General features: G+C 62.4%; 25 protein-coding genes and 1 riboswitch. Of the genes, 9 read left to right on the top strand and 16 right to left on the bottom strand.

What is annotated here, in order from left to right; all coding sequences use genetic code 11:
- Positions 1-191: 191 nt before the first annotated feature.
- On the bottom strand, positions 192-596 hold the full coding sequence (locus tag FBY02_RS09135; RefSeq protein WP_024778852.1) for an acyl-CoA thioesterase: 405 nt from the start codon (positions 594-596) through the stop codon (positions 192-194).
- A gap of 190 nt (positions 597-786) precedes the next feature.
- Positions 787-892, top strand: a riboswitch (S-adenosyl-L-homocysteine riboswitch).
- 23 nt (positions 893-915) lie between these two features.
- Between FBY02_RS09135 and ahcY the strand changes: the two genes are divergently transcribed.
- The 5 genes from ahcY (at position 916) to FBY02_RS09110 (ending at position 7,485) form a co-directional block, all read left to right on the top strand.
- Positions 916-2,325, top strand: a complete 1,410-nt coding sequence (gene ahcY / locus FBY02_RS09130) for an adenosylhomocysteinase (RefSeq protein ID WP_024778853.1) — start codon at positions 916-918, stop codon at positions 2,323-2,325.
- A 176-nt stretch (positions 2,326-2,501) separates the two neighbouring features.
- Positions 2,502-3,347, top strand: coding sequence for a methylenetetrahydrofolate reductase [NAD(P)H] (gene metF / locus FBY02_RS09125; protein ID WP_144926280.1), 846 nt, complete (start codon positions 2,502-2,504; stop codon positions 3,345-3,347).
- 72 nt (positions 3,348-3,419) lie between these two features.
- Positions 3,420-4,505, top strand: coding sequence for a hypothetical protein (locus tag FBY02_RS09120; RefSeq protein WP_144926278.1), 1,086 nt, complete (start codon positions 3,420-3,422; stop codon positions 4,503-4,505).
- Between the two features lie 115 nt (positions 4,506-4,620).
- The gene (locus tag FBY02_RS09115; RefSeq protein ID WP_144926275.1) at positions 4,621-5,379 is read left to right on the top strand and encodes an ABC transporter substrate-binding protein; all 759 of its coding nucleotides are present in this window, start codon (positions 4,621-4,623) and stop codon (positions 5,377-5,379) included.
- A 258-nt stretch (positions 5,380-5,637) separates the two neighbouring features.
- Complete coding sequence (locus FBY02_RS09110) at positions 5,638-7,485, top strand: DEAD/DEAH box helicase (RefSeq protein WP_144926273.1); 1,848 nt, start codon at positions 5,638-5,640, stop codon at positions 7,483-7,485.
- A gap of 251 nt (positions 7,486-7,736) precedes the next feature.
- On the opposite strand, the gene FBY02_RS09105 is transcribed toward FBY02_RS09110, so the two are convergent.
- The 3 genes from FBY02_RS09105 to FBY02_RS09095 form a co-directional block, all read right to left on the bottom strand.
- Positions 7,737-8,333 (bottom strand): YceI family protein, encoded by a 597-nt coding sequence (locus tag FBY02_RS09105; protein WP_144926270.1) that lies wholly within the window; start codon positions 8,331-8,333, stop codon positions 7,737-7,739.
- A gap of 32 nt (positions 8,334-8,365) precedes the next feature.
- Positions 8,366-8,917 carry a cytochrome b gene (locus tag FBY02_RS09100; RefSeq protein WP_144926267.1) on the bottom strand — a complete coding sequence of 184 codons (552 nt, stop codon included), beginning with the start codon at positions 8,915-8,917 and terminating at the stop codon, positions 8,366-8,368.
- Positions 8,918-9,446: 529 nt separating this feature from the next.
- Positions 9,447-11,222 (bottom strand): flavin monoamine oxidase family protein, encoded by a 1,776-nt coding sequence (locus tag FBY02_RS09095; RefSeq protein WP_144926264.1) that lies wholly within the window; start codon positions 11,220-11,222, stop codon positions 9,447-9,449.
- 222 nt (positions 11,223-11,444) lie between these two features.
- Here FBY02_RS09095 and FBY02_RS09090 point away from each other — a divergent pair, with 222 nt between their 5' ends.
- Together FBY02_RS09090 and FBY02_RS09085 are read left to right on the top strand one after the other, a co-directional pair.
- Positions 11,445-12,851 (top strand): adenosylmethionine--8-amino-7-oxononanoate transaminase, encoded by a 1,407-nt coding sequence (locus FBY02_RS09090; RefSeq protein ID WP_144926261.1) that lies wholly within the window; start codon positions 11,445-11,447, stop codon positions 12,849-12,851.
- Positions 12,852-12,983: 132 nt separating this feature from the next.
- Positions 12,984-13,703 (top strand): 16S rRNA (uracil(1498)-N(3))-methyltransferase, encoded by a 720-nt coding sequence (locus FBY02_RS09085; RefSeq protein ID WP_144926258.1) that lies wholly within the window; start codon positions 12,984-12,986, stop codon positions 13,701-13,703.
- A gap of 122 nt (positions 13,704-13,825) precedes the next feature.
- Here the strand turns inward: FBY02_RS09085 and FBY02_RS09080 are convergent, their stop codons facing one another.
- Both FBY02_RS09080 and FBY02_RS09075 read right to left on the bottom strand, forming a co-directional pair.
- Positions 13,826-14,728, bottom strand: coding sequence for a transporter substrate-binding domain-containing protein (locus FBY02_RS09080; RefSeq protein WP_144926255.1), 903 nt, complete (start codon positions 14,726-14,728; stop codon positions 13,826-13,828).
- A 24-nt stretch (positions 14,729-14,752) separates the two neighbouring features.
- Positions 14,753-15,994: a D-amino acid dehydrogenase gene (locus FBY02_RS09075; RefSeq protein WP_144926252.1), complete on the bottom strand. Its 1,242-nt coding sequence runs from the start codon at positions 15,992-15,994 to the stop codon at positions 14,753-14,755.
- Positions 15,995-16,099: 105 nt separating this feature from the next.
- Between FBY02_RS09075 and FBY02_RS09070 the strand changes: the two genes are divergently transcribed.
- Entirely contained in the window at positions 16,100-17,017 is a 918-nt protein-coding gene (locus FBY02_RS09070; protein WP_144926249.1) for a LysR family transcriptional regulator, read from the top strand.
- Here the strand turns inward: FBY02_RS09070 and FBY02_RS09065 are convergent.
- On the bottom strand, positions 17,014-17,631 hold the full coding sequence (locus tag FBY02_RS09065) for a hemolysin III family protein (protein ID WP_041021146.1): 618 nt from the start codon (positions 17,629-17,631) through the stop codon (positions 17,014-17,016). The two genes, FBY02_RS09070 and FBY02_RS09065, sit on opposite strands and share 4 nt — an antisense overlap.
- A gap of 185 nt (positions 17,632-17,816) precedes the next feature.
- Here FBY02_RS09065 and FBY02_RS09060 point away from each other — a divergent pair, with 185 nt between their 5' ends.
- Positions 17,817-18,731: a LysR substrate-binding domain-containing protein gene (locus FBY02_RS09060; protein WP_144926246.1), complete on the top strand. Its 915-nt coding sequence runs from the start codon at positions 17,817-17,819 to the stop codon at positions 18,729-18,731.
- A gap of 68 nt (positions 18,732-18,799) precedes the next feature.
- Here the strand turns inward: FBY02_RS09060 and madM are convergent, their stop codons facing one another.
- From madM to mdcA, 9 genes are all read right to left on the bottom strand, one after another.
- A complete protein-coding gene (gene madM, locus FBY02_RS09055; protein WP_144926243.1) occupies positions 18,800-19,564 on the bottom strand; it encodes a malonate transporter subunit MadM in 765 nt (254 codons plus the stop codon).
- A 5-nt stretch (positions 19,565-19,569) separates the two neighbouring features.
- A complete protein-coding gene (madL, locus tag FBY02_RS09050; RefSeq protein ID WP_092258223.1) occupies positions 19,570-19,962 on the bottom strand; it encodes a malonate transporter subunit MadL in 393 nt (130 codons plus the stop codon).
- Between the two features lie 66 nt (positions 19,963-20,028).
- Positions 20,029-20,949: a malonate decarboxylase subunit epsilon gene (gene mdcH / locus FBY02_RS09045; RefSeq protein ID WP_144926240.1), complete on the bottom strand. Its 921-nt coding sequence runs from the start codon at positions 20,947-20,949 to the stop codon at positions 20,029-20,031.
- Complete coding sequence (locus tag FBY02_RS09040) at positions 20,946-21,569, bottom strand: malonate decarboxylase holo-ACP synthase (protein WP_178112002.1); 624 nt, start codon at positions 21,567-21,569, stop codon at positions 20,946-20,948. The genes mdcH and FBY02_RS09040 overlap by 4 nt, the downstream gene beginning before the upstream one ends.
- Positions 21,563-22,366, bottom strand: coding sequence for a biotin-independent malonate decarboxylase subunit gamma (gene mdcE / locus FBY02_RS09035; RefSeq protein ID WP_144926234.1), 804 nt, complete (start codon positions 22,364-22,366; stop codon positions 21,563-21,565). Before mdcE ends, FBY02_RS09040 begins: the two co-directional genes overlap by 7 nt.
- A complete protein-coding gene (locus tag FBY02_RS09030; protein ID WP_144926231.1) occupies positions 22,363-23,214 on the bottom strand; it encodes a biotin-independent malonate decarboxylase subunit beta in 852 nt (283 codons plus the stop codon). The genes mdcE and FBY02_RS09030 overlap by 4 nt, the downstream gene beginning before the upstream one ends.
- Positions 23,207-23,506 (bottom strand): malonate decarboxylase subunit delta, encoded by a 300-nt coding sequence (locus tag FBY02_RS09025; protein WP_003206454.1) that lies wholly within the window; start codon positions 23,504-23,506, stop codon positions 23,207-23,209. Before FBY02_RS09025 ends, FBY02_RS09030 begins: the two co-directional genes overlap by 8 nt.
- A complete protein-coding gene (locus FBY02_RS09020) occupies positions 23,506-24,381 on the bottom strand; it encodes a triphosphoribosyl-dephospho-CoA synthase (protein WP_144926228.1) in 876 nt (291 codons plus the stop codon). Before FBY02_RS09020 ends, FBY02_RS09025 begins: the two co-directional genes overlap by 1 nt.
- Positions 24,382-26,052: a malonate decarboxylase subunit alpha gene (gene mdcA / locus FBY02_RS09015; RefSeq protein WP_144926225.1), complete on the bottom strand. Its 1,671-nt coding sequence runs from the start codon at positions 26,050-26,052 to the stop codon at positions 24,382-24,384.
- Positions 26,053-26,353: the final 301 nt, after the last annotated feature.

Raw genomic sequence — 26,353 nt, 5'->3', positions numbered from 1 at the left:
GAGCTCCTGAACCGGTGGCGTGATGAATCTACGACACGTGGTGTGCGGAGCTGTTCAGTGCTGACTCAAGCTTGATTGAAACCAGGGATTTTTCAGTGTTTGCAGGACCGCTATCGCGAGCAGGCTCGCTCCACAGGGGAATGATGACTTCTGTGGGAGCGAGCCTGCCCGCGATGGGCGCATCGCCCATCTCACTCGCTGGCGATATCGTCCTTGAACTGATCCTTGACGTACTTGATCTCGGTCCGCCCATGGGGCGCCGGCAGACCATCCTCGCCAAGATTGACGAAGACCATTTTTTCCACGGTCAGGATGCTCTTGCGGGTGATCTTGTTGCGCACTTCACAGGTCAAGGTGATGGAAGTGCGGCCAAATTCAGTGGCGGTAATCCCCAGTTCGATGATGTCGCCCTGGCGCGAAGCGCTGACGAAGTTGATTTCCGAGATGTATTTGGTCACCACGCGCTGGTTGCCCAACTGGACGATGGCGTAGATTGCCGCTTCCTCGTCGATCCAGCGCAGCAGGCTGCCACCGAACAGGGTGCCATTGGGGTTGAGGTCTTCGGGCTTGACCCATTTGCGGGTGTGGAAATTCATGATCACTCCTGAGCGTCTTGCCGATGGATGGCTGCATCATGGCAGACCGGGCAGGCAGGCTCTACGTCGCCGGTTCAATAACGGTCATCGGCATTTTTGATTTGCCGACAGAAACCCTTTGGAAGATCCGAATAGCCCGCTATAATCGCCCTCGCTTTAACCGGCCCACGCTGTGGACCGTTCCCGCCACCTGTCCGAGGGGCGCTGCAGCAGGCAAGACCTGTCAGGCTCGGATGGGGCGTTGTTCGCTCGGTACTCCCGCACGGACACTAAACGCACAACGGCGCCCATTCGCATACATTACGAATGGAGGCTCTTCATGAGCGCTGTTATCACGCCTGCAGATTTTACCGATTACAAAGTCGCCGATATGTCCCTGGCCGCCTGGGGCCGCCGCGAGATCATCATCGCCGAATCCGAAATGCCGGCCCTGATGGGTCTGCGTCGCAAATACGCCGGTGAACAACCGCTCAAGGGCGCGAAGATCCTCGGCTGCATCCACATGACCATCCAGACCGCCGTACTGATCGAGACCCTGGTCGCCCTGGGTGCCGAAGTGCGCTGGTCGTCCTGCAACATCTTCTCGACCCAGGACCAAGCCGCCGCCGCCATTGCCGCTGCCGGTATCCCGGTGTTCGCCTGGAAAGGCGAGACCGAGCAGGAATACGAGTGGTGCCTGGAGCAGACCATCCTCAAGGATGGCCAGCCGTGGGACACCAACATGATCCTCGACGACGGCGGCGACCTGACCGAATTGCTGCACAAGAAATACCCGGCCGTGCTGGACAAGGTCCACGGTGTGACCGAAGAAACCACCACCGGCGTGCATCGCCTGCTGGACATGCTGGCCAAGGGCGAGCTGAAGATCCCGGCCATCAACGTCAACGACTCGGTGACCAAGAGCAAGAACGACAACAAGTACGGCTGCCGTCACAGCCTCAACGACGCCATCAAGCGCGGCACCGACCATCTGTTGTCGGGCAAGCAGGCACTGGTGATCGGCTACGGTGACGTGGGCAAGGGCTCGGCCCAGTCCCTGCGCCAGGAAGGCATGATCGTCAAGGTGTCCGAAGTCGACCCGATCTGCGCCATGCAAGCCTGCATGGACGGTTTCGAATTGGTTTCGCCGTTCATCGACGGGATCAACGACGGCACCGAAGCCAGCATCGACAAGGCCTTGCTGGGCAAGATCGACCTGATCGTGACCACCACCGGCAACGTCAATGTCTGCGACGCGAACATGCTCAAGGCCCTGAAGAAGCGCGCCGTGGTGTGCAACATCGGTCACTTCGACAATGAAATCGACACCGCTTTCATGCGCAAGAACTGGGCTTGGGAAGAAGTGAAGCCACAGGTTCACAAGGTTCACCGCACCGGCACTGGCAGCTTCGACCCACAGAACGACGACTACCTGATCCTGCTGGCCGAAGGCCGCCTGGTTAACCTGGGCAACGCCACCGGTCATCCAAGCCGGATCATGGACGGTTCGTTCGCCAACCAGGTCCTGGCCCAGATCTTCCTGTTCGGCCAGAAATACGCCGACCTGTCGCCGGCCCAGAAAGCCGAGCGCCTGACCGTGGAAGTACTGCCGAAAAAGCTCGACGAAGAAGTGGCCCTGGAAATGGTCCGCGGTTTCGGCGGCGTGGTCACCAAACTGACCAAGCAACAGGCTGACTACATCGGCGTGACCGTCGAAGGCCCGTTCAAGCCGCACGCTTACCGGTACTGACGGCAGCTGCAAGCTTTGAGCTTCAAGCTACAAGTAAAAGCAGTTCGTTTACTTGTGGTTTGAGGCTTACTTCTTCATCGCTATTACGCAGCCGCGAGCTGCAAGCTTAAGCACAAGAATTCGGCACACCGCCCTCTTGCAGCTTGCAGCTTGAAGCTCGCAGCTGGAGGCCCCCCATGTCCCAAGACCGTCGCTACAGCTTCGAGTTCTTCCCGACGAAGACCGATGCTGGACATGAAAAACTGATCGCCACTGCCCGCCAGTTGGCGAACCACAATCCCGACTTCTTTTCCTGCACCTATGGCGCCGGCGGCTCGACCCGCGACCGTACGCTGAACACCGTGTTGCAGCTGGAAAGCGAAGTCAAAATCCCGGCCGCCCCGCACCTGTCCTGCGTAGGCGACAGCAAGGACGACTTGCGCACCCTGCTGGCCCGGTACAAAGCCGCAGGCATCCAGCGTATCGTTGCCCTGCGCGGTGACCTGCCCTCGGGCATGGGCATGGCCAGTGGCGAGCTGCGCCACGCCAGCGACCTGGTGAACTTCATTCGTGAAGAAACCGGCGAGCACTTTCACATCGAAGTCGCCGCTTATCCGGAAATGCACCCCCAGGCGCGTAACTTCGAAGACGATCTGCGTAATTTCGTCAACAAGGCCAACTCCGGGGCCAACAGTGCGATCACCCAGTACTTCTTCAACGCCGACAGTTACTTCTACTTCGTCGAACGCGTGCGCAAGATGGGCGTGGACATCCCTGTCGTGCCGGGAATCATGCCGATCACCAACTACAGCAAGCTGGCGCGCTTCTCCGACGCCTGTGGTGCGGAAATACCCCGGTGGATCCGCAAACAGCTGGAAGCCTACGGCGACGACACATCCAGCATCCAACGCTTCGGCGAGGACGTGGTCACACAAATGTGTGAGCGTTTATTGCAAGGCGGCGCACCCGGGCTGCATTTCTATACTCTGAACCAGGCCGAACCCAGCCTAGCGGTCTGGAACAACCTCAACCTGCCACGTTAGACGCAATGTCGTGACAAGAAGGCCTTGGCGAAAGCCAGGGCCTTTTACCAATGATGCTCAAGGATTGCAGTGATGCCAAACGACCCCTGGTCGCCAACTCCACAGCTCATCTATCTGGTCTACGGGGCCGCGACCTATCATCAGGAAGCCGTGTTCAGTATCGCCAGCGCCCTCGCCGGCCTGCGCGAAACCCCGGGTGAAGCGCTGGACATCCAGGTATTCACTGACAATCCCAAGCCCTACGAGGGGCTGCCGGTGCGTTTGCGCCCCCTGGACAACGAGACCCGACAGGCCTGGACGCAACCCCACGGCTATCACTTCCGTGCCAAGCATGTGGTCATGCAGAAAGTGCTCAAGGAAACCGAGCTGGCCCTTCTGATCGACACCGATACCTTCTTCCATTGCTCGCCGCTAGAGCTGTTCCGGCGCATCCAGCCCGGCACGCTGCTATGCAATGCCATCACCCTGAACTACGGCGACAACAAGGATGCCGAGCTCTACGTGGCCTTGGCGCAGGTCCTGCAGCAGCGCCAACTGGCGGACGACAACATGCTACTGCTCAACTCCGGGGTGATCGGTCTTCATTCAAGCGATGCAGACGTGCTGGATCGTTCGATTGCACTGATGGATGAGCTTTATCCCCTGGCCAGAGGGGCCTATACCCTGGAGGAATTCTGCCTCTCGGTGGCAGCCTATCATCGGGTGCAGGTATGCGAGTGTCCGGATCTGATCCACCATTACTGGAGCCGCAAGCAACTGTTCCGCGCCAAGACCAAGGCCTGGCTGGATAAGCACCACGCCGATCCCGTCTGCCAACAGGCCCTGGATGAAACCCGGCAGGTTACCGCCACCCTGCCCCGCCCCCCGACGTTGCAGCGCCTGGCCTATAAACTTGTCACCGTGGCGCTGCCCGGCCATAAGCGACAATTCATGCGGGAGATTCTCTACGGCTGCCACCGTCATGCGAATCAGTTCGATCAGGCTTGCGCCCCGGTCTGGTGGGAAAAGGCCCTCGAGAACGTCGAGCACCGCCTGAAAAAGCCATTGGAAGACCACGAGCTCAAACGCTGGCTCGACCATCCGCTGATTCGCCTGGTGCTGGGGCGTCGCCGCAAAGCCATCTACTCGCACCTGATGCAAACCAAGGGCAACGAGTGACGTGCGTCGCCTGATTCGTGCACTCAGATGAACCGCACAGATCATTAGGCCACGCGCCGAGTAGCGAGCCAGAGCGCTCTAGCTATTTGGTCCGTACTCGTCGTAACCTCAGGCCATGCCCGTCATCGCCCAATTACTGACCGCCCTTCTTCTCCTGTGCCTGAGCCTCGCCGCCCGGGCCGAGAAGTTGCGTATCGTCACCGAACCCTGGTCGCCCTACGTCTTCGAGGAGAATGGCAAGATTCTGGGGCTGGACTACGAAACCACGGCCATCGTGTTCAAGCGCCTGGGCATTGATGTCGAATGGCAACTACTGCCATGGAAACGTTGCCTGGCGATGCTGGAGCAAGGGCTGGCGGATGGGGCACTGGATATTTTCCATAGCGACGAACGCGACTCCCTGCTGCTCTACCCCAACGAGCCATTGTCGGAGGTGGAGTTCGTGATGTTCCATGCCAACGCCAGGCCCCATCCATTTCGCACGCTCGCGGACCTGAGCGGCCTGACCGTCGGCACATCGCCCGGCTATCTCTATAACCAGGCGTTCCGCGAATCGACCCTGTTCAAGCGTGAAACGGCCCCTACCCATGAAGCCAACTTCGGCAAGCTGCAGCTGGGCCGGATCGATCTGCTCATCACCGATCGCCGGGTGGGCCGGCATTTGCTCAAGCAGATGCAATTGGGCGACCAGATCAGCGAAAACCCCACCGTTGTAAGCCGTCAAAGCCAATACCTGGCCCTGCGGCGCAAGGCCGGGATGGACCTGCTGGTGCAGCGTTTCAGCGCCGAGCTCAAGCGCTTCAAGCGCGAACCGGCCTATGCCGAGCTGAGCGCACGCTACGGTGCCGCGCCCGCCGATGGGAGGCTGAAATAAACCGTTGAGCAGCAGGAAAGCGGCGCACGGCGTTTGCTCTGTTATACTCGCGCCTTCCCGCCAGGCTCACGCCCGGACGCCCGGTCTTGCAAAAGGCATCCCGACACCGCTACAGCGCAGCTTCCAGCCAGCGCGAGCCCTGTCCGGAGCTGTCTTCCAGACCCGGCAGGACCGGACGGGATGACGTCTTTTTGAACGTCATTCGCGCCAGGCAAGATTATCCCATTGGGCCAGGCCCTCACTAAAACAGGATTACTCATGTCCTTTGCTTCCCTCGGTCTCTCCGAGGCTTTAGTCGGCGCCATCGAAGCCGCCGGCTACACCGAGCCTACCCCGGTGCAACAGCGGGCCATTCCCGCCGTGTTGCAAGGTCGCGATCTGATGGTCGCCGCACAGACAGGTACTGGTAAAACCGGCGGTTTCGCCCTCCCGATCCTGGAGCGGCTGTTCCCTAACGGTCACCCGGACAAATCCCAGCGTCACGGCCCGCGACAACCGCGCGTACTGGTCCTGACCCCTACCCGGGAACTGGCTGCCCAGGTCCACGAGAGCTTCAAGGTCTACGCCCGCGACCTGAAATTCGTCAGCGCCTGCATTTTCGGCGGTGTCGGCATGAATCCCCAGGTCCAGGCCATGGCGCGCGGCGTCGACGTGCTGGTGGCCTGCCCCGGCCGCCTGCTGGATCTGGCCGGCCAGGGCAGCGTCGATCTGTCCCACGTTGAAATCCTCGTGCTGGACGAAGCCGACCGCATGCTCGACATGGGTTTTGTCCATGACGTGAAGAAAGTCCTCGCCCGCCTGCCCGCCAAGCGTCAGAACCTGCTGTTTTCGGCAACGTTCTCCAAAGACATCACCGACCTGGCCGGCAAGCTGCTGCACAACCCGGAACGCATCGAAGTCACGCCGCCGAACACCACGGTCGAACGCATCGAACAGCGCGTATTCCGCCTGCCGGCCAGCCATAAGCGCAGCCTGCTGGCGCACTTGATCACCACCGGCGCCTGGGAACAGGTCCTGGTGTTCACCCGCACCAAGCACGGCGCTAACCGCCTGGCCGAGTACCTGGACAAGCATGGCCTGCCCGCCGTGGCGATCCACGGCAACAAGAGCCAGAACGCCCGCACCAAGGCCTTGGCCGATTTCAAGGCCGGCGAAGTACGGATCCTGGTTGCCACCGACATCGCCGCCCGCGGCCTGGACATCGACCAACTGCCCCACGTGGTCAACTTCGAGCTGCCAAACGTCGATGAAGACTACGTGCACCGTATCGGCCGTACCGGCCGGGCCGGTCGTTCGGGCGAAGCGATCTCGTTGGTCGCACCGGACGAAGAAAAGCTGCTCAAGAGCATCGAGCGCATGACCCGGCAGAAGATTCCCGATGGCGATCTGATGGGCTTCGATGCCAGCACCATCGAGGCCGAAAAGCCTGAGGTGCGTGAGCGCCCGGACGTGCGCAACCCGCGCAATCCACGCGGCCCACGGGGTGATGGTCCGAATGGCGGCGGTGGCGGCCGCAAGGACAAGGGCAAAGGCAAGGAAAAACCGGCTGGCGGCAGTCGCGGCGAACGCCCGGCACGTGAGCAAAAGCCCCGCGAAGGCACGCCAGCCCGTGAGCAACAGCGCCCGGTCCCTCGTGCCGCCGCTGATCGCGCTCCAGACGAGTTTCTGGACGACGATATCGATAACTTCGGTAACCGCGTCGACTACGTGCCACAGCAGAAACCGGCTCAGGGTCGCGGTCGCCGTCCGGGTGCTCCGGCACGGGGCGCCGGCGCAGGCGCTCCACGCGGCGGCCAGTCACAGGGTCGCCAGAACGGTCCGCGCAACAGTAACGGTTCGTCCACCGGCACCCCGCCCGCCAAGCGCAACGGCCCGCGCAATGGCGGCCCTCGCGATGGTCAGGCCCGCCGCGAAGACGCCCGCCGTCGCCCGGCCCGCGATGACCAGGCGCGCCAGGAACCGGCGGTGCAAAACCCTCGCGGCAACCAGCCGAAAATCATGCACAAGGAGTCGAAGCTCGACCGCTTCCCGACGCCTGAACAGCTGGACCAACTGCCAAGCCGCCCACGGGGTGAAAAACCTGCGTTGCTGACTCGTAATCGCTGAGTTTTTCCAGGCCTTGAAAAATGCCCCCGATCTCACGGTCAGGGGCATTTTTTGTATCGTCGCAGATCCAAATGTGGGAGCGGGATTGTTCGCGAATGCGGTGTGTCAGGCAACGTGATTGGCGCAGGTGCACCGCATTCGCGAGCAAGCCCGCTCCCACACGGGTTCTGCGTTATCTTTCGAATTTCGTATGGCAATAAAAAAACGCCCCCGATCGCAGGATCGGGGGCGTTTTTTGTCAGGCGCGAATGTTACTTCGCCTTGACGCCTTCAAACGAAACGTACAGCTCAACCAAGTCGGACGATGGGCCCAGGTCTTTTTGCTTGCCGAAGTCGGAACGCTTGATGCTGGTGGTGCCTTCAAAACCGGCACGGTAGCCGCCCCATGGATCCTTGCCTTCGCCCAGGAAGGTAGCCTTGACCACCACCGGCTTGGTCACGCCCAGCAGGGTCAGGTCGCCGGTAACATCGGCAGTTTCCTTGCCATCGGCGTTCTTGCCGGTGGACTTGACGCTGGTGGAAACGAATTTCGCATCGGCGAATTTGCCCGCGTTCAGGAAATCGGCGCTGGCGATGTGCTTGTCACGCTCGGCGTGGTTGGTGAACACGCTGGCGGTACGAACGTTGAACTCGATCTTGCTGTCTTCAGGCTTGGCAGCATCGAAGCTGAACTTGCCGTCGATGTCCTTGAAAGTACCAGTGATGAAGCTGTAGCCCAGGTGGCTGATCTTGAAGTCGACGAAGGCATGCTGGCCTTCCTTGTCGACTACATAGTCGGCAGCCATGGCCTGGCCGGCCGACAGCAGTGCAGAACCGATTGCCAGGGCGGCGAGCGTCTTTTTCAACATGCTTTCTATTCCTTTGGAGTCGAGGTTGAACATCAGGCTTGGCGCCCCAGCATTCGCTTGAGGGTCGCGTCACGGTCAATAAAGTGGTGTTTCAGTGCTGCCAAGGCATGAAGGCCGGAAAAGATGACCAGCGCCCATGCCAGGTACAGGTGGATCTGGCCGGCGACGTCTGCCTGGTCGGGCAGTCCGGACACCAGCGCGGGTACTTCAAACAAACCGAACACCGGAATCCCGACACCGTCGGCGGTGGAAATCAGGTAACCGGCAACCATCACGGCAAACAACCCGAGATACAGGGCACTATGACCGATCTTCGCACCGATACGGGTCATGCGCCCATAGGTGTCCAGGGTCGGTGGCGGTGGGCTGACAAAACGCCAGACCACCCGCAGCAACATCACCGCCAGCAGCACCAGGCCAATGCTCTTGTGCAGGTCCGGCGCGTCTTTGCGCCAGGTGCTGTAGTAATCCAGCCCGACCATCCACAGACCCAGCGCGAACAACCCGTACACCACCAGCGCCACGCCCCAGTGCATGACGATGCTGACCCAGCCGTAGCGAGAAGAAGAGTTGCGTAGCTGCATTGCTCATATCCTGTAAAAACTGCGACCAAGACTAGCGAGTTATCTATCGATTTAAAGCGGAAATTTTCGCTTTGAAATATCGAGAAATACGATGATCAGTCTGGAGGGGGTGGGTTAAGGAAAGATTAAAGTGGATGGACTGTGTGAGAGCGGGGTAAAACAGCTAATGACCGTGTCGCCTGGGCAATACATCCCGATCCGCTCAGTGAATCAATTGACCGAGCATTCAGGCTTATAGGGGGCTATCTCGCATCTGTAGGCTAATTGAGGATCCCGCTTTGGAATCATTTTTGCCTTTTTGATGAACTCATCAGATACGCAACCAGCGAGAGCCGTCAGGATTATTGCTGCTTTCATGTTCAGTGCTCCGGTGTTCTACGCAGCCTAAAGCTTGCGATCCGGGCCACCCCATCATTCCCTTCCGATTACCCTGTGGGAAGTATCTGATATACCCAATGCCTGAACATCGACCTTGCTAGCAGGCAAAAAAAAGCGCGACCCTTGGGCCGCGCTTTTTTACGCCTGGACGTTACTGAGCCGGGGTCTCAGTGGTCGCCGCCGGTTTCGCCGCTGGCTTCTTTGCCGGTTCAGCCTTTTTCACTGGCGCCTTGGCCGGGGCTTTTTTCGCCGCGGTCTTGGCTGCCGGTTTCTTCGGCGCGGCTTTGGTCGTGGCCTTTTTAGTCGGCTCGGCTTTTACCGGCGCCGCAGGCTTTGGCGCTTCCACCGGCGCTGGGGCCGGGGTTGGCGCAGGCGCCGGGGCCGGGGCCGGTGCTGGCGGAACTACCGGCTCTGGGGCCTTGACCGGCTCTGGCTTCTTCTCGTCATCCGAACCGCCAAACAGGTTGGTGAAGAAGTTGCCTTTCTTCGCCGCCACTGCACCTGCAGCCGCTGCCGTCGCGGCCGGAGCAACCTTGGCCGGCTCGAACGACTTGCCCGCCGCCAGGTCTTGCACTTGGCTGGCCGCGCGCTGACCACTGCGTAACGCGCCTTCCAGGGTGCCTGGGTACAGGGCGTCGGTGTGTTCACCGGCAAAGGCAATACGCTGCAACGGTTTTTCCCACAGACGCCAATACTTGCTGATCTGGCCCGGACCAAAGGCCAGGTACGAACCGCCCGTGGACGGATCGGTGCTGTAGCGGCGGATTTCGTAACCGGTGAAAGCCCCGCGGGCCTGTGGGTAGAACGTGTGCAGGCGGATCAGCACCTGGTCGACCATCTGCTTGTCGCCAAAAGCCTGCATCACCCGAGCACTGTCGCCCGAGAGGTTGATGATCACATTGGCACCGCCCTTCACCGCCGGCTCGATCCACATCATGCCCAGTCCGGCGTTGCTGAAGATTTCACCCGACATGCGCGCCTTGCTGTCCCAGACCGGGGTCTTGAACTTGAGCATGATCTGGTCGCGCCAGCCGTAGTTGGTGCCTTTGATCGCGCCAAGGTGCTGGGCATCCAGGGCCGGGGTCAGTTGGATCTTGTTCAAGGCGCGCAGCGGTACCGCCAGCACCACGTAATCGGCCTGGTAGCCGACGCTGCCGACCTTGACAGTCACGCCGTCTTTGTCTTGGGAAATGGCTGACACCGGAGAATCGGTCTTGATGGTTTTCAGTTGCTTGAGGAAAGCCTGGGCCAACACCTGGCTGCCGCCGAGCAAACGCGAAGCCCGCAGGTCGCGGTCGGACACGCCGCGATTGACCCGGTTCTGCTGTGCGAAATACAACAGCGACAGGCGCGAAGGTTCGTCGTAACGGGTACGGATCTCCTGGTTCACCAATTGCCGTGCGGTGGCCGGCAGTTGCAAGCGATCAAGCCAGGCGGACACGGTCATCTGGTCCAACGCATGCAACGTGCTGGTGGCCGCTGGATTCAGCGGGTCTTCGATGGAGCGTGCCAGCTCGTCCAGGGTGGTTTCGTAGCGCTTGATGGCTTCGGCGGTGGCCGGTTGCTTCGCGGCCAGGTCAGCGGCGGTGAAGTAGGTGCCGTCGATCAGATAGCTGGGGGTGCGCACGAACTCGGGGGCCGGGGTGGTGCCCAGCTTGAACGTCGAGACATATTTGTTCAGCACCGGCTGGGTCTTTTCGTTGCCGATCCATTCACTGGTGGCCATGCCCGAACGACCGCCCACGCTGGGCTTGGCTTCCAGCAGGGTCACCGCCCAGCCTTTGTTCTGCAACTCATAGGCCGCCGTGAGCCCCGCCAGGCCGCCACCGATGACGATAGCCGTCGGTTGCTTGTCCTTCGCCAGCGCCGTAACGCTGAAAAGCCCTATCACCACCAGCGCACACGCGCGCAGCCAACCAGCAGACATTCAACGAACTCCGGAATAAAACAGGAAAATTTCAGGTTTCGAGCCAGCCGGCTCCGAGAACGGCGAAGAATACGCCAGCCATCAAAACGCCGCCAGCGACGTCTATCGCCTCGCTCAAAGCAGCAGGAACGACACAATGGGTTGTTCGCAGGGCCGTCATTGCATAGGCTTGCGCGATTGTCTGGCCCGCGCCCGCCGCGAGCCGCCTCGAGGAGACTGTAAATGGGCCTGAATAACCAGTGGATGCAACGCGACCTCGCGGTGCTGTGGCATCCCTGCACCCAGATGAAAGACCACGAACAACTGCCGCTGATCCCCATCAAGCGCGGTGAGGGCGTGTGGCTGGAAGACTTCGAAGGCAAGCGCTACCTCGACGCCGTCAGCTCCTGGTGGGTCAACGTGTTCGGCCACGCGAACCCACGCATCAACCAGCGGATCAAGGACCAGGTCGATCAGTTGGAGCATGTGATCCTCGCCGGCTTCAGCCACCAACCGGTGATCGAGCTGTCCGAGCGCCTGGTGAGGATGACACCGGAAGGCCTGACCCGGTGTTTCTATGCCGATAACGGCTCGTCCTGCATCGAAGTGGCGATGAAGATGAGCTTCCATTACTGGGTCAATCGCGGCCGTCCCGACAAGAAGCGCTTCGTCACCCTGAGCAACAGCTACCACGGCGAAACCATTGCGGCGATGTCGGTGGGCGACGTGCCGCTGTTCACCGAGACCTACAAGGCGTTGCTGCTGGACACCCTCAAGGTGCCGAGCCCCGACTGCTACCGTCGCCCCGAGGGCGTGAGCTGGGAGGAACATTCACGCACGATGTTCGCGGCCATGGAACAGACCCTCGCCGAGCACCACGCCACTGTGGCGGCGGTGATCGTCGAGCCGCTGATCCAGGGCGCCGGCGGCATGCGCATGTATCACCCGGTGTACCTGAAACTGCTGCGCGAAGCCTGCGACCGCTATGGCGTACACCTGATCCATGATGAAATCGCCGTCGGCTTCGGCCGCACCGGGACGATGTTCGCTTGCGAGCAGGCCGGTATCACGCCGGATTTCCTCTGCCTGTCCAAGGCCTTGACCGGTGGCTACCTGCCGCTGGCGGCATGCCTGACCACCGACGAGGTCTACAGCGCGTTCTACGACGATTACCCCACCCTGCGCGCCTTCCTGCACTCCCACAGCTACACCGGTAACCCGTTGGCCTGCGCAGCCGCGCTGGCGACACTGGACATCTTCGAAGAAGACCACGTCATCGACAACAACAAGGCCCTGGCCCAACGCATGGCGAGCGCCACCGCGCACCTGGTCGATCACCCGAACGTGGCCGAAGTGCGCCAGACCGGCATGGTGCTGGCCATCGAGATGGTCAAGGACAAGGCGAGCAAGACCGCCTACCCATGGCAGGAACGGCGTGGCCTGACGGTGTTCCAGCATGCCTTGGAGCGCGGTGCATTGCTGCGACCGTTAGGTAGCGTGGTGTATTTCCTGCCGCCGTATGTCATCACCCCCGAGCAGATCGACTTCCTCGCCGACGTGGCCAGTGAAGGCATCGACATCGCCACGCGGGACAAGGTCAGCGTGGCGGTGCCGAAGGACTTTCACCCTGGGTTCCGTGATCCGGGCTGAACCCTGAACTGCTCGTTCCCACGCTCTGCGTGGGAACGCATCCCGTGACGCTCTGCGTCACTTTCACAGCGGACGCAGAGCGTCCGTGGCGGCATTCCCACGCGGAGCGTGGGAACGATCGAGAGAACACACATGAGACTGTCCCGCTTCTTCATCGACGCCCCCCTGAGCCTCGGCGACCACGAACTGCCTGAAGCCCAGGCCCACTACATCGGCCGTGTGCTGCGCATGGCCGAAGGCGATGCGGTGCAAGTGTTCGATGGCTCCGGCCAGGAGTTTCGCGGCACGTTGGCCGAAGTCGGCAAGAAGCGCGTGCGGGTGCAACTGGACGAGCAGTTCGCCGGGCAGCCTGAATCGCCGTTGCGCATCCACCTCGGCCAGGGCCTGTCCCGGGGCGAGCGCATGGACTGGGCGATCCAGAAGGCCACCGAGCTGGGGGTCAGCGAGATCACGCCGATTTTCAGCGAACGCTGCGAAGTGCGCCTCAAGGACGAACGCGCCGACAAACGCCTGCTGCACTGGCGCCAGGTGGCGATCAGCGCCTGTGAGCAATGCGGACGTTCGACCGTACCGGTGATCCATCCGCCGTTGCTGCTGGCCGACTGGCTGAAACAGGCCGATGCCGAACTGAAGCTGGTGCTGCACCCGGTGGCCGAGCCGCTGGTCAGCCATGCCAGACCGTCGACGCTGGCGTTCCTGATCGGCCCCGAGGGCGGTTTGTCCGAGGCTGAAGTCGAACAGGCTCAGAGTGTTGGTTACCACGCCGCCCGCCTCGGTCCCCGTGTGCTGCGAACCGAAACCGCGCCGGTGGTGGCGCTGGCAGTGGCGCAGCAGTTGTGGGGGGATTTCTAGATCCGCTGAAGCTCCATTTGTGGGAGCGGGCTTGCTCGCGAATGCGATCGGCCAGCAATATTAAAGTTGACTGACACACCGCTTTCGCGAGCAAGCCCGCTCCCACAGGAAAGATCCTTTCCCTACTGCACCGGATCACTCACCGGCCTGGCAATAATCGCCTTCAGCTCACTGGTCATCGGGAACTCCAGGTTCAGGCCCTTGGGGGGAATCGGTTTCTGGAACCAGCGCTCATAAATGGCGTTGATCTCGCCTGACTTGTACAAATCCCCCAGGGTCGCATTGACCAGCGCCAGGAACTGCGGATCGTCCTTGCGCACCATGCAGCTGTAGATTTCCCGCGATTGTTCCTCGCCCACCACGACCCATTTGTGTGGGTCGCGGGCCTTGGCTCGTTCGCCATAGAGCAGCGCATCGTCCATGTAGAATGCCGCCGCCCGGCCGGTCTCGAGCATCTGGAACGCTTCGCCATGGTCCTTCGCACTGATGACGAACAGGTCGGCCTTGTTGTCCTGGTTGTAACTCTTGAGGAAACGTTCGTTGGTGGTCCCGGCGGTGGTCACCACGTTCTTGCCCCGCAGGTCAGCGAAGCTGTGGATGCCGCTGTCCCTGGCCGTCAGCAACTGCCCCTTCACGTAGATGAAGCCGTAGGAAAATGCCACTTGCTTCTGCCGCTCGGCCGTCACCCCGGTGGAGCCACACTCCAGATCGACGGTGCCGTTCTGCACCAACGGGATGCGGGTCTGGGAGGTGACCAGGTTGTACTTCACCTCCAGTTGCGGCAGCGCCAGCTGGGCCTTGATCCGCTCGACGATTTTGTTTGCCAGGTCCACCGAGTAGCCCATCGGTTTGCCGCTGCTGTCACCTATGTAGGAAAACGGCACCGAGGCGTCGCGATATCCCAAGGTGATGCCATGGGTGCTGGCGATTTTCTCCAGCGTACCGCTCAAAGGTGCTTGTATAGCGTGGGCATGGGCGCTCAACAACAGGCTCAAGGTGCAGCCGATCAACGTGATTTTTTGCATTGTTATTCTCCGTTGCGGGTTGGGTCAGGCGACGCGGGGCGTGAGGCCCTGCAAATCTATGGACGGTGTGCGCTGGCGGATCAGTTCGCTGAGCAGGCGAGCGCTGCCGCAAGCCAGGGTGAAACCCAGTGCCCCATGGCCGAGGTTGAGCCACAGGTTGCGATAGCCGGTGGCGCCGATCAGCGGCACGCCGCTGGGCGTGGCCGGACGCATGCCGGCCCATTCGATGGCGTGTTCGTAGTCCCCGGCCATGGGGAAGGTTTCCCGGGCCTGGCGCTTGATCAGGGCCAGGCGCCGCGGGTCTGGCGTCGGGTCGAAGCCGACGATATCCACCATCGCCGCGACTCGCAAATGTTCGCCGATTCGCGCATAGACGATCTTGCGGTCATAGTCGGTAATGCTCAGGTCCGGGGCCCGATGCGCTGCGCCAATCGGCACGGTCAGGCTGTAACCCTTGAGCGGATACAGCGGCATTCGTACCCCCGGTAATGCCAGGGCCGCACTGCGGTGACCGGCAGCGATCACCAGGTTGTCCACCGACAAGCGCTGCCCGCCCAACTCAATGGCCTGCACTTGCCCGTCGGCGTGGCAAATGCCGGTCACCGTCTGCCCCAACAAGAACTCGCAGCGCCCCGAGGCCCGCAAGCGTGCGGCCAGTTGCTGGCAGAAAGCGTGGCAATCGGCGACCTCCTCGTCCGGCGTGTAGATCCCGCCCACCAACGGCAGGCCCGCCAGTGCCGGCTCCAGGCTGGCGCACTCGGCGGGCCCGAGCACCTGCTGGTGCACGTTATCCACCAGTCGTTGCCGGGCATGGTGGAAATGGGCGGCATCACGAAACGTCACCAGCTTGCCGTTACGCCGCCAGCCGAAGCCATCGAGACGATCGTCTTCGCGCCAGTTCTGCAAGGTGGCCTGGCTCAGCAGCGCCAGGCGCAACAGATGGGCGCCGTTACGCCGGTTGACCGACGTCCGGCACGCCGCGATGAACCCAGCCATCCAGCGCCACTGGGCAGGGTCCAGGCGGGGCCGCAACCTGAGTGGCGAATCCCCGCGCAACATCCAGCCGAGCGCCTGCCAGGGCACCCCGGCGTCAGCCAGGGGGGCGACGTAGCGATAGGACAGCTGGCCGCCGTTGGCAAAACTGGTTTCGCTGCCCAGCGCGTTCCGGGCCTCTACCAGCGTCACGTCGATACCGTCGCGAACCAGTGCATAAGCCGTCGCCAACCCGACCACGCCACCGCCGATGATGCCCACCCGTTGCCCCATGTCCGTCTCACATCCGTTTCCGATCAGCTGAGGTTAGGGGCAGGTGACAGGTTCGGAACAATGAATAAAGATGGGGCACCTATAAACAAAGGTTATGGGACTGCCATGCGCCTTCGTCATATCGAGATATTCCAGGCCATACGCCAGGCCGGCTCCATCAGCGGCGCCGCGCAATTGCTGCACGTCTCCCAGCCGGCGGTGACCAAGGTGCTGCAGCACGCCGAGCAGCAGCTGGGCTTTGCCCTGTTCCTGCGGGTGCGCGGCAAGTTGCAGGCCACCCCCGAAGCCCTGGAGCTGGAACGCGAAGTCGACAAGGTCAGCGAAAGCCTGCAAGGCGTCCGGCGACTGGCCCAGAGCCTGCGCCGCCAGCCCGGGCAAAACCTGCGTATCGGCGCGACCCCGGCCCTGGCCCTGTCACTACTGCCAGCGGCCATTCATCAATGGACAAGGCGCTACCCAGACATTGCCTGTGAGCTGTCCAGCGCCCACAGCCGTGAACTGGTGCAGAACCTGCTGATGCGCGAGATCGACGTTGCCCTGACCTTGCAGGCGCCTGATCATCCGGGGCTCAAGGCCCAGACCCTGGCCAGCGGTGTGCTGGTGGCGCTGGCGCCGAAGGGGCACTGGAGCGATGCGGCGGTGGGTAAACCGATGTCACTGCAGGAGCTGGCCGGCGCGCCTCTGATCGGCTTGTCCAGCGCCGATCCGCTCTCGGCCCGGCTGGACGGCTATCTGGAAGCGGTAAACCCTGCACCGCGCATCAGCATCGCGGTGCAGACGTACTCCCTGGCCCGGGCCATGGTGGAATCCGGTGCCGGCATGGCGGTGATCGACCCGTTCACGGCCCTCGGTGCCTCGAAGACCTGCACGGCGATCCGACCGTTGTCGCCACCGCTGCCCATCTCGCTCTACGCCGTGACCCGGGCCCATGAAGCGCCGGTACACACCCTGGGCACCCTGCTGGAGATTTTCGCCAACCAGGCCCAGAGGCAACTGGATGGGTTATTCACGGCTGCCCGCTAAAGCACGTAGAACAGAATCGCCACGAAGTGCAGCAGGCTGCCGGCGATCACAAACAGATGCCAGATGCCATGGGCATGGCGCAATCGCTTATCGAGGGCGAAGAAAATGATGCCCACGGTGTACAACACCCCGCCCGAGGCCAGCCAGGCAAAACCGGTACTGCCCAGGGCCGCCAACAGCGGTTTGACCGCCACCAGCACGATCCAGCCCATTACGGCGTAGATCACGATCGACAGGATCCGCGCTTCGGAACGCGGCTTGATTTCCTGCAAGATACCAATCAAGGCCAGCCCCCAGACGATCCCGAACAACGTCCAGCCCCACGGCCCACGGAGGGTCACCAGGCAGAACGGCGTGTAGCTGCCGGCGATCAGCAGGTAGATCGAAAAATGATCGACCTTCTGCATGATTGCTTTTTTGCGCCCGCGCACGCTGTGATAGACCGTCGAGGCGCTGTACAGCACCAGCAGGGTAAACCCATAGATCGCCACGCTGACGATCTTCCACGGATCGCCGGTCAACCCGGCGAGCACCACCAGCCACACCCCGCCGATAAACGCCGCGATTGCCCCAACCAGATGGGTCCAGGCGTTCAGTCGTTCGCCGTGATACATCGATTCCTCCCCCTTCCATGATGAAACAGCCGCCAAGGCTCAGGCCTGCGGCGCAAAAGTGCAATGGTTTGCTGCTACCTCTGAACCCACCGGTGGCGAGGAGATTTATCCCCTCGCCACCGATTAACCCCTCCCAAAAGGGTCGATTGGGGCACAATCAAGCGACATGAATAAGAGCCCGCCCCATGCTGATCGACGAAGAATTGACCCTGAAGAAACTCGAGGTATTCCTGGCCTTCATGCGCACCGGCAACCTGGCGCGGGCGGCGGCGCAATTGCAGACCAGCAACGTCAGCGTGCACCGGGCCATTCATTCGTTGGAAAGCGCCCTGCGCTGCCCGCTGTTCAAGCACGAAGGCCGCAACCTCACACCGCTGGAAAGCGCCTATGTGCTGGAAGAACGCGCGCAGAAACTGATCCAGGACGTGGTCGAAAGCGTACGCCTGACCCGCGAAGCCGCCGGGTTCTCCGCCGAACGCTTCAAGCTGGGATCGCTGTACTCGCTGACGGTCAAGACCGTGCCGCAGTTGATCATGGGCCTGAAGATCCGTCGCAGCGAACTCAACATCGACCTGATCATGGGCTCGAACATCGACCTGTTGTACAAGCTCAAGAACATGGAAGTCGATGCCATCCTGGTGTCCCTGGACGACAGCGTCAACGACCCGGACTGCGAGCAGCTCGCGCTGTTTTCCGATGACATCTTCCTCGCCACACCAGCCGACTCACCCTTTGCCCAGCGCAGCGAAGTCGACCTGGCCGAGGTGCGCGACGAGACATTCATCACCCTGACCCAGGGGTTTGCCACGCATCAGGACGGGGTTCGGGTGTTCAAGCAGGCGGGGTTCGAGCCGAAGGTGGCGATGCAGGTCAACGACATCTTCACCCTGCTGAGCATGGTCAGCTCCGGGGTGGGCTATGCCTTGCTGCCGGGCCGGATTGCGGCGGTGTATGAAAACCGGGTGAAACTGATCCCGTTGCAGGAAAAGTACCGGTTGCAGCAGCACATCGGCGTGGTATTCCTCAAGGCCAAGGAACGGGATCCGAACCTGCTGGCGTTGCTTGCCGAATGCCGGATGTATGCCAATCGCCAGGCCTGAAATCGCGCCGCCCCCCATCGCGAGCAAGCTCGCGATGAGGGCAACCCGCTCAGCGAAAGTCCAAAGCCCTACCCCATCAATCCCCGCATGATCAGGAACAGTAATGAAGGCCCCAGCAGGCACCCAAGCGCCGTATAGAACGCCGCCGTCAGGCAACCGTATGGCACCAGCTTCGGATCCGTCGCCGCCAGGCCACCGGCCACGCCGCTGGAGGTGCCCATCAGGCCACCGAAGATCACTGCGCTACGGGGATTATTCAGACCGATCATCGGCGCTACGAACGGCGTCGCCACCATCACCAGGATCGCCTTGATCAAACCGGCGGCAATGGACAACGCCATCACTTCGGAACTGGCACCGATAGCCGCTCCGGTCACCGGCCCGACGATATAGGTCACCGCTCCCGCGCCGATAGTGGTCAAGCTCACCGAGTCGGTATAACCGAAGGCCATCGCCACGCCGACACCGGCAATGAATGACGTACCTACACCGACGAACAACGCCAGCACGCCAACGAAACCGGCGCGTTTGAGTTCTTCGACGCTCACGCCGAACGCCGTGGCGACGATGGCGAAGTCCCGCAACATGGCACCACCCAGCAGCCCAATCCCAGACAGCAGCGGAATGTCCACCACACCCTTCTGTCCGCCAGTCATTGCCCCGCCGATGTAGGAGAGCACCAGCCCAAGCAGAATGGCGATGGCCGAGCCATGCAACCGGCCTTTGGTGAACGTACTACTGATCCAATAGGACACCCACATGGTGATGCCGACAATGGCGAAACCGCTGATCAGGCCGTAGCCGGTGATGACTTTCATCATGGATTCGTACATGGCAATCACCCGACCGTCTTAACGGAAACATCGGCATGGGAATCCTTGTTGCCAATGCGCACCAGCACCGGCACCAACGCAAAGGCGATCACCACTGCCAGGGTTCCGGCCAGGATCGCCATCGGCCCGCCCTTGAGCGCGCCGTAGACGTTTTGCTGCGCCGCCATCGCGACCACGATGGGAATGTAGACTGCGCTCCAAAACTCCACACCGGCCTCGGACTTGCCCTTGAACAGGCCGCGCTTGCTCAGATAGCTGCCCAGACCGATCAACAGCAGCATCGCAATGCCGACACCACCGACATTGGCCGGCACGCCAATCAATTTGCCCAGCAGCTCACCGATGAAAATACCCGCCAGGGTACAAAAGGCCAGAAACGCCACACCGTAAATAATCATTGTCGTAGTCCTCAAAGTGCATCGTCGAAGTTTTTGTTTTTGTGCTTCGTCAGCTTGAGTCGGTGTCTAGGGTTGGCGGCTTCCCTCCTCACGCAACAGCGCCTGCAAGGTATCGAGCCGGGCACCGTCGAAGGCAATGACGGTACCCTGCTCGAACACCCGGCGCGCCAGCCCGGTGAGTACCGCGCCGGGTGGCAGTTCGATCTGTAGCCGCACGCCACGCTCGTAGGCGCTTTGCACGGTGCCGCGCCAGTCGACGACGCGGCACATGTTGAATGCCAGGTCGTCACGCAGCGCCTCAGCGCCGATCACCGGTCGGGCACGGCTGCCGCTGAGATAGCCCAGAGAGGGTACTTTCAACGGCACCTCGGCAAACGCCTGGGCCAATGTCCGTGCCGGAACCTCCAGCAGCGGGCAATGGGAGGGCACGCTCACCGCCAGCCGACAGGCTTTACCAGCGCCTTGTCGACGGGCCCGTTCAGCGACGAGGCCCATGGCTTCGTCGCTGCCGGCGATGACCACTTGGTTATCGGCGTTGATATTGGCCAGGTAGACCGGCGTTGCATCGCTGTGCACCTGGGCCAGCAACCCTTCCACGACGGCGAGGTCCAGGCCGATGATCGCGGTCATGCCGTAACCTTGTGGATAGGCCTGCTGCATCAGTTCGCCGCGCAGGCTGACCAGCCGCAGCGCATCCTCGAAGCCCAGCGCCCCGGCAACGACCGCCGCCGGATACGCACCGATGGACAACCCTGCCACATAATCCGGCGCGGGGGCTTGTTCAAGTAATCGGCGGGCCGCCGCCACGCCGGCGATCAGCAGGCACAGCTGCACGGCGCGGGTCGATTGCAACGCCCCGGCGCTGTCCAGTCGCAAGACGTCTTCACCGAGCACATCCCCCGCCTCTTCCAGAATCAGCGGCGCCAGCCCATGGAGCATGCCCACGCGCTGCGCACCCTGGCCGGGAAAGACGAAGAGACTGCTCACGCGACCTGCTCCATTGAAGGCTGCCAAGGATCGCTCACCAGCCGGGCCTGAACATTATCCTTGAGCAAGACCCGAGGCGACGCTCCCGCCCACTCGCGCAAGGCGACGCCGCCGCAGGGGGTTTGCAATTGCATATCCACGGCGCATGCCGAGCCGTCCAACTGCGCCAGCAACTCCCTGGCCTGAAGGCGATCCAGCGGTTGCGGCGTGCGCAGGATCAGGTCCAGGTCGCTGCGCTCATGCAGCACCTCGATACCGCTGGCCAGTTCGAACCCGGTGCTGCCACTGATGCCCCAGGTCCAACCGCTGGCGTCGAGCAACGGACGCAGCCGGGACAGCGCGTGCAAGGCCGGCAGGTCGCGACGGGATTCGACGTGACATAGGTCTTCGGGGCGCACCCGGCGTTTGATCGCCACCACCGGTATCGACGTGGCGTAACGTTGTTCCCGCGATTGCCCGCGCACGCCCACCGCAACGTATCCCGCAGCGCACATCGCCCTTCGCACCACCACCGGTTGCCCGAGACTCAAGGCTTCAACGGCCCAGGCCGGCGCATCCGCAGGCAACCGCTCCGGGGTCAGCCCCCAGAGCAGGTCGTGGGCCATGAGGTTGTTCACCACTGCGCGCTCAACAATTGGCGAACCGTGCTGGAGGCGGCCCGATGGGCCGCACCGAGGCGGCTGCGTAAGTCGCGAGGCGCAGTGGCAACATCACTGATCGCCTGTTGCAGACAATCGGTCACCCGCGCCAGATCAGCCGCCGTCGGTTGTTCGATCTGCTCCACCGACAACGTTTCCCACAGCAGGCCCAGGCTGGCAAAACTGTCGATGTCATAGGCCATCGGCGGCACGCTGGCGGCCAAGGTTTCAAGCTCTTCGACACTGCGCAAGGTCACCCGCGCCGCCGAGGCCTTGCCCATGGCGTGGACCATCACGCCCGGATCGCGCAGGGCGATCAGCCGGTTGGCCTGGTAGCCGTGGGCCAGGAACGCCCCCGACATCGCCTTGCCCACCAGCAAGCCAATCACCGGGTGCCCGGCCAGTCGCGCACGGGCATAGCTGTCCGCCGCGCCGGCCAAGGCCTGATGAATGCCCAGGGCTTCTTCGCGTCGGCCATAGGCCTGGCTCGGTACGTCGACAATGGCGATCAGTGGGCGCTTGGCAGGCGCATCGCGGTCGGCGGCAATGGCGTCATCCACCGCCTTGGCCAAGCCCCAGCCTTCCAGCAAGCCGACTTCGCCGTTGCGCGCCCGTGGGAAACGGTTGTCGGGATCGGCCACCACCGCCAGCAGGCGTACGGTTTGCTCGCCCAGGCGGACATCGGCGACTTTCAACGAAGCAGGCAAACCTTGTACCGCGCTGGCATCGCCACTCAAGGCTTCGAACCAGCGCAAACCTCTCAATGAATACGCACTCATGGGCGTTCTCCCTGATACAACTGACGAACCGCTGCCGGTTCGATTTGCACACCAGTGTCCAAGCGCGCCAAGCGCCGCAGGAACAGTTCGGCCTGGCCACTGCGGTGTTGCACGGGTACGCCCAAGTGCAGCAATTGGCTGACCTGCTGGCGGATCTGCGTCACATCGTCGGCCGCATAACGATCCACCAGCCCCGTGGCGAAACGCTGCTCGCCGCCCGTCAGGCTCCAGATGAACGGCCGGTCACGGGAGTCGTATTCGTCGAGGCCGGCTTCCTGTTCGATCACTTGCGGACCGTTCAGGCCCAGCCGCGCTTCCCGGGTCACCAGCAGATAGCTGCACAGCCCGGCGGCGATGGACATGCCGCCAAAGCAACCGACGCTGCCGGCCACCACGCCCACCACCGGCTGGTACTGACGCAAATCGACAATCGCTGAATGAATCTCGGCAATCGCCGCAAGCCCCAGGTTGGCCTCCTGCAACCGCACGCCACCGGTTTCCAGCAGCAGCACGGCGCGGGTCGGAATGCCTTTGCGGTTGTCTTCGGCGGCCAGTTCCAACGCACCGGCAATCTTCGCCCCGCCGACTTCGCCGAGGCTGCCGCCCTGGAACGCACCTTCAATGGCGGCGATCACCACGGGCAGGCCATCGAGCGAGCCTTTGGCGATCACCACGCCGTCGTCGCTTTGCGGCACCACGCCCTGACGCAACAGCCACGGCGACATGACCCGCTGGAACGGGTCGAGCAGTTCACGGAACGTGCCGTCATCGAGCAAGGCCTTGGCCCGCTGCCGGGCGCCGAGTTCGACGAAGCTGTGCTTATTGAGCAACGCTGCGCTGTCAGTCATGGCCGATCTCCTCGAAACCTTGCTCCAGTCGCAAGCGCACCACGCCAGGGGTGGCACCGAAATCATGGATGTCGATGGACAGGGCCGGTGGCGTCTGGCCGTCGAACATACGGGCAAACAGATGTTGCCAGCGTTGCTCGCTGCCATTGACCGAGGTCTGCACCTGGATGGTCAACTTGCCTGCCAGCCCTGGTTCGATCAGCACTTCCAGGTCGCCCGAGCCGACACAGCCCACCAGCGCCCGGCCTCGTGGCGGCTGCCCGGCGGGGAATTCAAAAGATAAGGTTTCCATCAGCACACTCCAGGGAAGAGACCGTCGCCGCGCTCGATACGATCGAGGAACAGACAGGCGGCGAGCAGGTCGGCAGCGCCGCCGGGCGAGGCATTCAAGGCAATCAGTTGTTGGTCCAGCGCGTGCAATTGACGACGACCACCCAGGCTGGCACTGCCACCGGCATCGAGCACCGCTCTGGCGCCCTGTTGCATGGCCTGCAAACCCGGCTTGCCAGCGCGGTAGAGCACGCAGGTGTCGGCCAGGGTGGTCATGATCGCCAGCAAGGCATCGAGCCGGGCGTTCTGTTCGCCCGCCCCCGCCGCGCGGCTGCGCTTGAGTTGCGGCAGGCCCAGACCGGTCACCGCCGGAAACGCCAGTTGCGCTTCTTCCCGGGCACCGCGCACGCCGTAGCGCTGGGTGACCTGGGCGCCGTGGCTCAAGGGTTGAGGCGCATAACGGTCGTTGAGCAAGGCCAGGCAGGCGGCACGCAAAGTAACGGCGCTGGCGACACTGGATTCAGGTTCCAGCGCCGCTGCCGCCACGAGCAAGCCCAAGGCCCAGATCGCGCCACGGTGGGTGTTCACGCCGCCCGTGGTGGCAAGCATCGCCGCTTCCCCCTCTCGGCCTATCCGCCCAAGGGCTTCACGCAATGGCAGGCCGATTTCGCCGCACTCAAGGGCGGCCTCGGCCATTTCCTTGAACGCCGGCCACAGCGACAGCGCCGACGCATGCATCAGGCCCAGGTGCAGGTCGGTGTGGGCGCCATTGCCGCGACGGTCCACCAAGGCCGGTTTAGGTGACAGGTCGGCTTCGTCGATCAGCGCATCCACCGCCATGTCCGCCAGACGTTCGGCCAAGGACAGTTTTTTCGGTTGCAGGTTGAAGGCGTGCATTTACCAGCTCCTGAACTTGGCGGGGGGGTTGTAGAGGCCACCGGACCATTCCACCAGATCGGCCACGCTCTTGGCCGCGAGCAACTCGCGGGTGGCGTCGGTGCGACGGATGCCGAGGTCTTCGGGCAAGGCGATCAACCCTTCGCGGCGCATGCGCGCGGTGTCTTTCGGATCATGGCGCAAACCGATGGCGGTGACCCCGGCCACGGCGGCGATCATCGCCTGGCGTTCTTCCAGGGAACGAGCCTTGTACAGGTAGGCGATGCCCTCTTCGGTCAGCAGGTGGGTGACGTCGTCGCCGTAGATCATGATTGGCGCCAGGGGCATGCCGGCTTTCTTCGCCACGTCCACCGCATCGAGGGTCTCGACGAAGGTCGGTTTGCCGCCCTCCTGGAACGTCTCGACCATTTGCACTACCAGCTTCTTGCCGCGTTCGAGCAACGGCGCCTCGCCATCGCCATGGCGCATGTCGAGCCAGGCCGGCGTGCCATGCCGGCGACCGCGCGGGTCGTGGCCCATGTTCGGCGCACCGCCGAATCCGGCCAAGCGGCCGCGGGTCACGGTGGAAGAATGGCCGTCACCGTCCACTTGCAGGGTGGCGCCGATGAACAGGTCCACCGCGTACTGCCCGGCCAGTTGGCAGACCATGCGGTTGGAGCGCAGCGAGCCATCGTGGCCAGTAAAAAACACGTCTGGCCGGGCGGCGATGTAATGCTCCATGCCCAGTTCGGTGCCGAAGCAATGCACGCTGTCGACCCAGCCGCTTTCAATGGCCGGAATCAGCGTCGGATGAGGATTGAGGGTCCAGTTACGGCAGATCTTGCCCTTCAGGCCGAGGGATTCGCCGTAGGTTGGCAGGATCAGCTCGATGGCGGCGGTGTTGAAGCCGATGCCGTGGTTGAGGGACTGGACGTTGTGTTTCTCGTAGATCCCACGGATCGCCATCATCGCCATCAACACGTGTACAGGCTTGATGTGACGCGGGTCGCGGGTGAACAGCGGTTCGATGTAGAACGGCTTGTCGGCCACCACCACGAAGTCCACCCAGGACGCTGGAATGTCCACGCGTGGCAGGTCGCTGACGTCATCCACCAACTGGTTGACCTGGACAATGACAATCCCGTCGCTGAAAGCCGCCGGCTCGATCAGCGCCGGCGTGTCTTCGGTGCTGGGGCCGGTGTAGATGTTGCCGGCGCGGTCGGCCATGAAACCGGCCGAGAGCACCACGTTGGGAATCAGGTCCACCACCAGCCGGGCGTAGAGTTCGATGTAGGTGTGGATCGCGCCGACTTCCAGCAGGCCATCTTCCAGCAACTGGCTGATGCGCAGGCTCTGGGTGCCGGCGAAGGAGAAATCGAGTTTACGGGCAATACCGCGTTCGAACAGGTCCAGGTGCTCGGAGCGGCCGACGCTGGGCATGATCATGTGCAGATCGTGCAGCTTCGAAGGATCGGCCTTGGCCAGGGAACGCGAGAGGAAATCCGCCTGCTTCTGGTTGTTGCCTTCCAGCACCACTCGGTCGCCGGGCTCTATCAAGACCTGCAATGCCTCGACGATCCGGTCGGTGGGCAATACCACGCCATCGACCATGCCCTTCACCTGTTCGAGACGCCGCTGCTTTTCGCCGCGCCGCCGCGTCCAGCGCGAGTCGGGGGATATTGTTGTTGTCATGACCACTCCACGGGTTCGCTGTCGTGGGGGTTACCTTAGGAGTGATGAGGAGAGGACATCAATCAAGCTGGACGGCGGATCGTTACGCTTGGAGTAATGGTTGAAAGGAATCTGTATTCCGCATGGCGCGAGCTCTGTGGGAGCGGGCTTGCTCGCGAAAGCGGCGGTTCAGCCTGCATCGGTGCAGAATGGACAACCGCCTTCGCGGGCAAGCCCGGCTCCCACAAGTTCTGTGGTGTTCACAAAAGTAACGTCCACCGTCAATCCCTTGTGGGAGCGAGCCTGCTCGCGATGGCGGTGG

The sequence above is a fragment of the Pseudomonas sp. SJZ078 genome, from assembly GCF_007828255.1.
Classification (GTDB): Bacteria; Pseudomonadota; Gammaproteobacteria; order Pseudomonadales; family Pseudomonadaceae; genus Aquipseudomonas.
This window is presented reverse-complemented; position numbering and strand designations above follow the sequence as displayed.